Source organism: Caulobacter sp. DWP3-1-3b2 (genome assembly GCF_049896325.1).
In the GTDB taxonomy this organism is placed as follows: domain Bacteria; phylum Pseudomonadota; class Alphaproteobacteria; order Caulobacterales; family Caulobacteraceae; genus Caulobacter.
The window spans coordinates 76,540-86,798 of sequence record NZ_JAFCUB010000014.1 but is presented as its reverse complement, the minus strand read 5'-3'; the positions used below and the strand labels follow the sequence as shown (position 1 = coordinate 86,798).

7 protein-coding genes and 1 pseudogene are annotated in these 10,259 nt (G+C 68.0%); 7 read left to right on the top strand and 1 reads right to left on the bottom strand.

Going from position 1 to position 10,259, the window contains the following annotated elements:
• Window positions 1-594, top strand: a 594-nt coding sequence (istB, locus tag ACP7AG_RS11485) for an IS21-like element helper ATPase IstB (RefSeq protein WP_426030912.1), incomplete at its 5' end; no start/stop codon positions are given.
• Between the two features lie 203 nt (window positions 595-797).
• Here the strand turns inward: istB and ACP7AG_RS11480 are convergent.
• A pseudogene (locus tag ACP7AG_RS11480) lies at window positions 798-1,628 on the bottom strand (IS630 family transposase); the annotation flags it as partial.
• Window positions 1,629-2,213: 585 nt separating this feature from the next.
• Between ACP7AG_RS11480 and ACP7AG_RS11475 the strand changes: the two are divergent.
• The 6 genes from ACP7AG_RS11475 (at window position 2,214) to ACP7AG_RS11450 (ending at window position 10,256) form a co-directional block, all read left to right on the top strand.
• Complete coding sequence (locus ACP7AG_RS11475; protein ID WP_007667944.1) at window positions 2,214-2,306, top strand: potassium-transporting ATPase subunit F; 93 nt, start codon at window positions 2,214-2,216, stop codon at window positions 2,304-2,306.
• 13 nt (window positions 2,307-2,319) lie between these two features.
• Window positions 2,320-4,032: a potassium-transporting ATPase subunit KdpA gene (kdpA, locus tag ACP7AG_RS11470; protein WP_426030911.1), complete on the top strand. Its 1,713-nt coding sequence runs from the start codon at window positions 2,320-2,322 to the stop codon at window positions 4,030-4,032.
• Between the two features lie 51 nt (window positions 4,033-4,083).
• Complete coding sequence (kdpB, locus tag ACP7AG_RS11465; RefSeq protein ID WP_426030915.1) at window positions 4,084-6,144, top strand: potassium-transporting ATPase subunit KdpB; 2,061 nt, start codon at window positions 4,084-4,086, stop codon at window positions 6,142-6,144.
• A gap of 120 nt (window positions 6,145-6,264) precedes the next feature.
• On the top strand, window positions 6,265-6,969 hold the full coding sequence (locus tag ACP7AG_RS11460) for a TorF family putative porin (protein WP_426030910.1): 705 nt from the start codon (window positions 6,265-6,267) through the stop codon (window positions 6,967-6,969).
• A gap of 14 nt (window positions 6,970-6,983) precedes the next feature.
• Window positions 6,984-7,553, top strand: coding sequence for a potassium-transporting ATPase subunit KdpC (gene kdpC / locus ACP7AG_RS11455; protein ID WP_426030909.1), 570 nt, complete (start codon window positions 6,984-6,986; stop codon window positions 7,551-7,553).
• Window positions 7,554-7,556: 3 nt separating this feature from the next.
• A complete protein-coding gene (locus ACP7AG_RS11450; protein WP_426030908.1) occupies window positions 7,557-10,256 on the top strand; it encodes a DUF4118 domain-containing protein in 2,700 nt (899 codons plus the stop codon).
• Window positions 10,257-10,259 lie beyond the last annotated feature (3 nt).

Sequence of the window (10,259 nt, the reverse complement as noted above, 5' to 3'; positions counted from 1 at the left end):
GCCGAGACCAACCATCGCCAGGCCGCCTCCATCCGCTATCGCCTGACCGCCGCCAAGCTGCCGGTGATGAAGGACCTGGCGGCGTTCAGCTTCGAGGGCTCGCCGATCAACGAAGGCCTAGTCCGTTCGCTATACGACGGCTCCTTCCTGGCCAACCATCGCAACATCGTCCTGGTCGGCGGCGCCGGCACCGGCAAGACCCATCTGGCCATCGCCATCACCGCCAACGTGGTGCGGGCCGGCGCGCGTGGCCGCTACTTCAACACCGTCGATCTGGTAAACCGCCTCGAGGAAGAGGCCCGGCGCGGCAAGGCCGGCGCCCTGGCGGCCCAGCTCTCACGCCTCGATCTGGTGGTGCTCGACGAGCTGGGCTACCTGCCGTTCGCCCAGTCCGGCGGGCAGCGCCTGTTCTATCTTGTCAGCAAGCTTTACGAGCGCACCTCGGTGATCATCACCACCAACCTGACCTTCGGAGCGTGGCCCACCGTCTTCGGCGACGCCAAGATGACCACGGCGCTGCTCGACCGCCTGACCCACCACTGCGACATCGTCGAGACCGGCAATGACAGCTGGCGGCTCAGAAACCGCGCCTGACCGGCACGCCCCGCTTCGTCCACAACTTGTTCAACCTCCCCCCAGACCCCCTCCGGGCAGCTGATCGATCAGTGGCTCACCCCGCGGCGATGCTCTGCGCTGGCTGAGAGCTACGCGCATCGCCGCTCGGAAGCCGGATAGGGGGTCCCGATTGCGCGCCTATAGGGGGTCCCGATTGCGCGCCGTTTGACAAGCGCGAGTTCGGCCTTACCAGCCGGGACCTCGCGCTCGACGGCGTTGAGGAAACGGATGAACTCCTGATGGCGATGGCGATGGCGATGGCGATGGCGATGGCGATGGCGGTGGCGATGGCGGTGGCGGTGGCGATGGCGGTGGCGGTGGCGCTGCATGCAGCGGCCGATGACCTTGCCTTCGAGCACGTCGAAGGCGGCGAACAGGGTGGTCGTGCCATGGCGCTTGTAATCATGGGTCATGGTTCCGGCCCGACCCTTCTTTAACGGCAGGCCCGGCTGGGTGCGGTCAAGCGCCTGGATCTGCGACTTCTCATCGACGCTGAGCACCACGGCGTGGGCGGGGGGATCGACATAGAGGCCGACGATGTCGCGAACCTTGGCGGCGAACTTGGGATCGTTGGACAGCTTGAAGGTGCGGATGCGATGCGGGGCCAGGCCGTGAGCCCGCCAGATCCGCTGCACCGAGGTCAGGCTGACGCCGGCGGCTCTCGCCATGACCCGGCCGGTCCAGTGGGTCGTCTCGCCGGGCGGTTCGCCCAGGGTCAGGGCGATGATCCGATCAGCCACCTCGTCGGCCAGCTTGGGTATCCGCGGCGGTCGGGTCTTGTCGCGCAGCAGGCCCTCAACACCGGCCTCCATGAACCGCGCCTGCCAGCGCCAGACGGCCGTCTTGCTGACCCCAGCCGTGCGCATGATCTCCAACGTGCCCAGGCCATCGGCCGTGGCCAGCACGATCTTGGCTCGCCAGACATGCTTCTGTGCGCTGTTGCGATCATCGACGATCGCTCGCAGGCGTTTGCGATCGGTCGGGCTCAGGTGGACGGTGATGCCGGTGCGCATGCCGAAGACCCGCACGACCGAAAAGCCATGGGAATCCCACGCAGGACTCTTATGTCAGCTTCAATCCCCTAGACTGTCCGGCCGTAAGGGCTCCATTCGCGAAGTTCGGGACGTCATAAGCGTCACACAAGCGGGCGCCATTACGCGACGCTTATGAAGATCAAGGTCAAAGGCCGCTTTTGCGTATGGAGCGCTTATGGCCTTTGGAGAGATGCTGCGGTCGGGACCTCGCGTCGGCCGAGGTTCGACGTCTGAGACGGTGCCGGGAGACTGGCGAAGGACACCGCCTGCTGACCAAGGTGCGCTGGCTGGCCGCCCATCCCGCACCGCGCGTCGCCCTCGGAGGCTGAGGCGCACGGCGCGGATCAAGGCGTGGCCGGGGTCTGGGCGCATGCCGATCACCACCGCCGATCCTTATACAGCGCTTATATCGGCCCTCGACTTCGGAATGGAGCCCTTACGCCCGTCCGTGGTCCTGTCCCCCCACTGAACAGGAGGGCTAGAGATGGCCGATGTTGCTTTTCTCGCGCTGGGGGCGGGGCTGTTTGTGGCCTTTGCCGCCTTCGCCGCTGCGCTGAGGCGCCTATGACCATGCTGGTGAGCGCGCTTTGGGGAGCCGGGGCGATCGTCGTCGCGGCCTATATGGTCGTCGCCTTGCTGCGACCCGACAAGTTCTGACGGATCACATTCCATGAATTGGCAAGGTTGGGCGGAAATCGCCCTGACGCTGGGCTTGGCGGTCGCGATCGGCTGGCCGCTCGGCACGTACATGTCGCGGGTCTGGAACGGCGAGCGCACCTGGCTTGACCCGGTGCTGCGCCCGGTCGAGACCCTGTTCTACAAGGCCGGCGGCATCGACGCCCAGAAGAGCCAGAGCTGGTTCGGCTATGCCAGCGCCCTGCTGGCCTTCAACTTCATCGGCTTCTTGCTGGTGTATGGCGTCCTGCGCCTGCAGGGCGTGCTGCCGATGAACCCGCAGGGCTTTGCGGGCCTGTCGGGTCACCTGTCGTTCAACACCGCCATCAGCTTCGTGACCAACACCAACTGGCAGAGCTATGCGGGCGAGACGACGATGTCGACGCTTAGCCAGATGCTGGTGCTGACCACCCAGAACTTCGTCTCGGCCGCCACCGGCGCGACCATCGCCGCCGCCCTGGCCAGGGCGTTCATCGCCAATCGCGGTGAAGGCGTCGGCAATTTCTGGGCCGACCTGGTGCGCACCACCCTCTATGTGCTGCTGCCGCTGTCGCTCATTGTCGCCATCGTGCTGGTCGCCCTGGGCATCCCCCAGACCCTGGCCGCCGGCGTCACCGCCCACACGTTGGAAGGCGCCGACCAGAAGATCTCGCTCTATGCCGTGGCCTCGCAGGAAGCCATCAAGATGCTGGGCATCAACGGCGGCGGCGTCTTCAACGCCAACTCGGCCCACCCGTTTGAAAACCCCACCCCCCTGACCAACCTGATCACGGCCGTTTCTATCAACGTGCTGGGCTGGGCCGCCTTCTTCGCCTTCGGCCGCAGCGTCCTGGCCAAGAAGGACATCCGCGCCCTGGTCATGGCCGCCAGCATCCTGCTGACGGCCGGCGCGGGCATTGTCTACTTCACCGAGACCCAGGTTCCGCCCGCCCAGATGGCGGCCGGCGTCGACACCTCGGTCAATATGGAAGGCAAGGAGACCCGCTTCGGCGCCCCGGCCACCGCGGCCTGGGTGGCGATGACCACCGGCGCCTCCAACGGCTCGGTCAACGGCATGCATTCCAGCCTCATGCCCCTGGGCGGCGGCGTGGCGATGTTCCTGATGCACCTGGGCGAGATCCTGCCCGGCGGCATCGGCTCGGGCATCGCGATCATGGTCGTCATGGCCATGCTGTCGGTGTTCGTCGCCGGCCTGATGGTGGGCCGCACCCCGGAATATCTCGGCAAGAAGATCGAGGCCCGCGAGGTGCAGTTGTCGATCCTGGCGGTGTTGGCCATTCCGGTGGCCACCCTGGGCTTCTCGGCCACCGCCGCGATCCTGCCCCAGGCGCTCGCCGGACTGATGCATAGCGGACCGCACGGGCTGTCGGAGATCCTCTATGCCTACACCTCGGCGACGGCCAACAATGGTTCGGCCTTCGCCGGCCTGACCGCCAACGCGCCCTGGTGGGACGCCACGCTCGGCGTCGCCATGGCCCTGGGCCGCTTCCTGCCCATCGTGGCGGTGTTGGCCATGGCCGGCTCCCTCGCCGCCAAGCCCAAGCTGGCGCCCTCGGCCGGCACCCTGCCGACCGACAGCGGCCAGTTCGTCGGCCTGGTCGTCGGGGTGATCCTGATCCTGGCCGGCCTGCAATTCTTCCCCGCATTGGCGCTGGGGCCGATCGTCGAGCACTTCCAGGTGCTCAACGTCGTCGCCCAGGCCCATTGATCCCACGACTGATCGCAAAGGCGATTTGAGATGACGACCATTGAAACCCCCATGGGGAGCCCGCAGGGCGGGGAGGGCCGGCGCAAGGCCGGCGCCCTGGGCGGCGGGATGTCTCCCGCCATCCTGACGCGGGCGACCAAGGACGCCTTCGTCAAGCTGGATCCGCGCAAGCTGGCCGGCAACCCGGTGATCTTCGCCACCTGGATCGTGGCCCTGCTGTCGACGGTCTCGGCCGTCGCGGCGGTGGCCAGCCACCAGCCCGCCGGCTTCGCGATCCAGATCGCCGGCTGGCTGTGGGCCACGGTGCTGTTCGCCAACCTGGCCGAGAGCGTGGCCGAAGGCCGCGGCAAGGCCGCCGCCGACAGCCTGCGCGCCACCCGCGTCACCACCAACGCCAAGCTGCTCGACGAGCAGACCGGGGCGGTGGTGATGACTGCGGCCCACAAGCTGGTCGTCGGGTCGCTGATCCTGGTCGAGGCCGGCGACGTGGTGCCGACCGACGGCGAGATCGTCGAGGGCATGGCCAGCGTCAACGAGGCGGCCATCACCGGTGAGAGCGCGCCCGTCATCCGGGAAAGCGGCGGCGACCGCTCGGCCGTCACCGGCGGCACCACGGTCGTTTCCGACTGGCTCAAAGTGCGGGTCACCTCGTCGCCGGGCTCGACCTTCCTGGACCGCATGATCGCCATGGTCGAGGGCGCCAACCGCCGCAAGACCCCCAACGAGGTCGCCCTGGCCGTGCTGCTGGCTGGCCTGACCCTGATCTTCCTGATCGCGGTCGTGACCCTGCTGGGGCTTGGCAAGTTCTCGGGCATCGCCCTGGATCCGCTGGTGCTGGGCGCGCTGTTCATCACGCTCATTCCGACGACCATCGGCGGGCTGCTGTCGGCAGTAGGTATCGCCGGCATGGACCGGCTGATGAAGCACAATGTGTTGGCTACCTCGGGCCGCGCCGTGGAAGCGGCGGGCGACGTCGACACCCTGCTGCTGGACAAGACCGGCACCATCACCTTTGGCAACCGCATGGCCACCGGGGTGATCGCAGCCCCCGGCGTGCGCCCCGAGGCCGCGATGCGCGCGGCGATCAACGCCTCGCTGGCCGACGAGACCCCGGAAGGCCGTTCGATCATCGAGCTTGGCCTTAGCCAGGGCATCGTCATCGACGCCCCGGCCGGCGCCACCTCGATCGCCTTCAGCGCCACGACCCGTCAATCGGGCCTGGACGCTGGCGGCATGTCCTGGCGCAAGGGCGCCGTCGACGCGGTCTACAAGTCGCTCGCCCTGGATCCGAAGATGATCCCGGCCGAGGTCAGCGCTGCGGTTGACCGGATCGCCCGCTCGGGCGGCACGCCCCTGGCGGTCAGCGAGAACGGCGTCCTGGTCGGGGTGATCCACCTCAAGGACGTGGTCAAACCCAACGTCAAGGAGCGCTTCGCCGACCTGCGCCGCATGGGCATCCGCACCGTGATGATCACCGGCGACAACCCGGTGACCGCCGCCGCCATCGCCTCGGAGGCCGGTGTCGACGACTTCCTGGCCGAGGCCACGCCGGAGGACAAGCTGCGGCTGATCCGCGCCGAACAGGCCAAGGGCCGCCTGGTCGCCATGTGCGGCGACGGCGCCAACGACGCCCCCGCCCTGGCTCAAGCCGACGTCGGGGTGGCCATGCAGACCGGCGCCCAGGCCGCCCGTGAGGCCGGCAACATGGTCGATCTCGACAGCGACCCGACCAAGGTCATCGAGATCGTCGAGGTCGGCAAGCAGATGCTGATCACCCGCGGCGCCCTGACCACCTTCTCGATCGCCAACGACGTGGCCAAGTATTTCGCCATCATCCCGGCGATGTTCGTGGTCGCCCTGCCGGCCTTGGGCGCCCTGAACGTCATGCGCCTGCACAGCCCGCAGAGCGCCATCCTGTCGGCGGTGATCTTCAACGCCCTGGTGATCGTGGCGCTGATCCCGCTGGCGCTGAAGGGCGTCAAGTACCAGGCCATTGGGGCCGGCAAGCTGCTGTCGCGCAACCTGCTGATCTATGGCCTGGGCGGCCTGATCGCCCCGTTCATCGGCATCAAGCTGATCGACCTGATCGTCTCCGGCCTGGGTTGGGCCTGATGCTCGGCCCGATCGCCAGGAACCTGATCTTTGGCTTCCTGGCGATCGGGTTCGTCTTCCTGGTGGCTTACGCCGCCCACCTCTGAAACCACGACTTCCTGTTCTGAAAGAACGACCGTCATGACCAAGTTTGCTTTCCCCGCCCTGATCGCCGCCGCCAGCGCCCTGGCCCTCACGGCCGGCGCCGCCTCGGCCCAGGGCGCCGCCGCCAAGCCCTTTACCCTCAGCTACAATGTCGGCGTCGCCTCCGACTGCGCCTTCCGGGGCGTCAGTCAGACCGACGAGAACCCGCAGGTGTTCGGCGGCGTCGATCTGTCCGCTGGCAAGTTCTACGCCGGGACCTGGGCCTCGAACGTCAACTTCGGCGACGACACCGACGCCGAGATCGATCTCCATACCGGCATCAAGCCGACCCTGGGCCCGGCGACCCTGGACCCGGGCGTGATCTATTACGGCTATGTCAACGCGCCCTCGGGCGCCGACCACGCCAATACCGAGTTCAAGGTCGCCACCTCGATCCCGGCCGGCAAGGGTTCGCTGGGCGGCGCGGTGTTCTACAGCCCCGACAGCTTCGGCGCCGCCGACAAGGCGACCCATTACGAGGTCAACGGCAGTTACCCCGTGGCCGAGAAATGGAGCGTCTCAGGCGCGCTGGGTCGCCAGAGCTACAAGGGCTCGGGAGACTACACGACCTGGAATCTAGGCGCGGCCTACGCCATAAACGACAAGCTCGCCCTCGACCTGCGTTACATCGACACCGACCAGCACGACTTCGGCAAGCTCTATGACAGCCGCGCCGTCGCCACGCCCAAAGCCGCCTCGTAGGAAGGAAGACCGTCATGCTTTCGCATCTTCGTCCGGCCATCGTCTCGTCGGTTCTGTTCCTTGGCCTCTTGGGCCTGGCCTATCCGCTGGCGGTGACAGGGGTCGCCCAAGCAGCGTTTCCCGCCCAGGCCAACGGCAGCCTGGTCAAGGACGCCAAGGGAACCGTGGTGGGCTCGTGCCTGATCGCCCAGGCCTTCACCAAGCCTGAATACCTGCACCCCCGCCCGTCGGCCGCCGGCGCCGGCTATGACGCCTCGGCCTCCAGCGGCTCGAACATGGGTCCGCTGAACGACAAGCTGATCGCGCGCGAGAAAACCGACGCCGACGCCCTGCGCGCCGAAAACCCCGGCGTGGCCATTCCCGCCGACGCGGTGACCACCTCGGGTTCGGGCCTGGATCCGGACATTTCACCGGCCAATGCCCGCTTCCAGGCCCCGCGCGTGGCCAAGGCGCGGGGCCTGAGCGTCGCCCAGGTCCAGGCCGTGATCGACGGTCACACCCAGGGCCGGCTGCTGGGCTTTGTCGGCCAGCCACGGGTCAATGTCCTGGCGGTCAATCGGGCGCTCGACGCGAAAGGCGGCTAGTCCTTGCCGACTGAGGATCCTAGACACGCCGAGGATAACCGGCCCGATCCAGAGGCGCTCCTGGCCGCCGCCAACAAGGCGAGCCGGGGGCGCCTCAAGGTGTTTCTTGGCATGGCCCCCGGCGTGGGCAAGACCTACGAAATGCTCAAGGCGGCCCGCCGCCGCAAGGCCGAGGGCCAGGACGTACTGATCGGCCTGGTCGAAACCCATGGCCGCCGTGAGACCGAAAGCCTGCTGCGCGGCATGGAGGTCATGGCGAGGCGCCCCCTGGAGCACAAGGGGCGGACCCATCTAGAGTTCGATCTCGACACGGCCCTGGCGCGCAAGCCCAAGCTGCTGTTGGTCGATGAATATGCCCACTCCAACGCGCCGGGATCGCGCCATCCCAAGCGTTGGCAGGATGTCGAGGAGCTGCTGGCCGCCGGCATCGATATCTGGACCACCCTGAACGTCCAGCACCTGGAAAGCCTGGTCGATGTCGTCCAGCGCATCACCGGCGTGCGCCAGCGCGAGACGGTGCCCGACAGCGCCCTGTCGCGGGCCGACGATATCGAGGTTGTCGACATCACCCCCGACGAACTGCGCGAGCGGATGGGGGCGGGCAAGGTCTATGTGCCAGAGACCGCGCGCCTGGCCTCGGAGAACTTCTTCAAGGTCGAGAACCTGACGGCCCTGCGTGAGTTGGCGCTGCGGCGCGCGGCCCAGACGGTGGACGATCAGTTGGTCGCCGCCATGCGCGAGAAGGGCGTCGAGGGCCCCTGGGCGGCGGGCGAGCGGATCCTGGTCCTGGTCGGCGGCGACGCCATGTCCAGCGCGCTGGTCAGGGCCGGCCGGCGGCTGTCGGACATGATGATGGACGCCCCGTGGACCGTCACCCATGTCGAGCGCAGCGACCGTTCCGGTCCCTCGCCCCTGGCGGTCACCCGCCTACGCGACGCCCTGAAGCTGGCCGAGCAACTGGGCGGATCGACCGTCGTCATGACCGGCGTCGACATCGTCTCCACGGTGATGGCCTATGCTCGCCGCAACAACGTCACCCAGATCGTCATCGGCAAGTCGGTCGGCAGTCGGCTGAGCGAGCTGCTCGGCCGGTCCTTGGCGGCGGCCCTGCTGCGCGAGGCGCGCGGCGCGGCGATCCATGTCGTCACCGAGGCGGCCCATGGCCATGGCGAAGCCGCCGTCGAGAGACCGGCCAAGCGCCGGCTCGACGCGATGGCCTATCTGACCGGCGCGGGTTTCGTCGGCCTCGCGACGCTCGTGGCCTGGGGTCTGGACACCGCTTTTGACCGCGTCGATCTGGGCATGATCTTCCTGGCCGCGGTCCTGGCCGCCGGCGTCATGCACGGCTTGCGGCCTGCCTTGGCGGCGGCCACGGTCGCCTTCCTGGTCTACAACTATCTTTTCCTGGCCCCCCGCTACAGCCTGACCATCGGCTCGCCGACGGATTTTCTGACCCTGGTGGTGTTTTGGGCAGTGGCCCTGGCGACCGGTGGCCTGGCGGGCCGGGTGCGCGACCAGGCGCGCGGCTCCCAACGCCGTGCCGCCGCCATAGCCACCCTGCTGGCGGCGGCCCGGACCCTGTCTGGCGCGACGGGACGTCAGCTCGTCGCCCAGGCCATCGCCGACCAGGTGGCGGCCACGGCCGGCGCTAAGGCCGTCGTGTTCTATCCCAAGGATGGCGACCTGTTCCCCGCCGCCGGCGCGCCGTCCTTGGAGCCACTGGGCGCCGCCCCGATGGCGGCGGCGCGCTGGGCCTGGGAGCGTGGCGAGGTCGCGGGTTTTGGCACCTCGACCCTGCCGCACGCCGAATGGACCTTCTGGGCGCTGGACGGAATGCGCGGCCGCGCGGGCGTGGCCGGTGTGGAGGCCGGTGCCATGGCCTTGGGGTCCGATGACGAGCGCCTGCTGCTGGGCCTGCTGGACCAAGGCGCGGTCGCGCTTGAGCGTGCGGATCTCGCCGCCGAAGCCGTGGAGGCCGAGACCCTGCGGCGCGCCGATCGTTTTCGCTCAGCCCTGCTCAATTCCATCAGCCACGATCTGCGAACGCCGTTGTCGACGGTGCTGGGCGCTTCGAGCACCCTGACCGACTATGGCGACAAGCTGGAGCCTGAGGTCCGCGCCGACCTGATGATCAGCATTCGCGAAGAGGCCGAGCGGCTCAACCGCTATGTCGCCAACCTGCTGGACATGACCCGGTTGGAGGGCGGGGCGCTGCGCCTGCGCAACGACTGGATCGACGTGCGCGACGTTCTGGGCGCGGCGGCCGAGCGGGTTACCCGCCGCCTGGGCGGCCGGCCCCTGACCCGCGACTTTCCGGCCGAGCTCAGCCTGGTCCGCGCCGACGCCAGCCTGCTCGAACAGGTCGTGGTCAACATCCTCGAGAACGCCATCGCCTATAGCCCGGCCGGAGCTCAGATCGAGATGGCTGCTTACGAGGACCGAGGCAATGTCGTCATCAGCATCGAAGACGAGGGCCGCGGGATTCCGCCGGGCGAGGTGGAGCGGGTGTTCGAGAAGTTCCGCCGCATGGAGGAGCCGACCGATCGAACCGGCGGGGTCGGTCTGGGCCTGTCGATCGCCAAGGGCTTCGTTGACGCCATGAATGGGCGTATCGCCGCGGCCAGTCCCATCCACGACGGCAAGGGCACGCGTATCCTGATCAGCCTGCCCAAGGCGATCCATACGCCCAAGGACCTTCTGTAAACC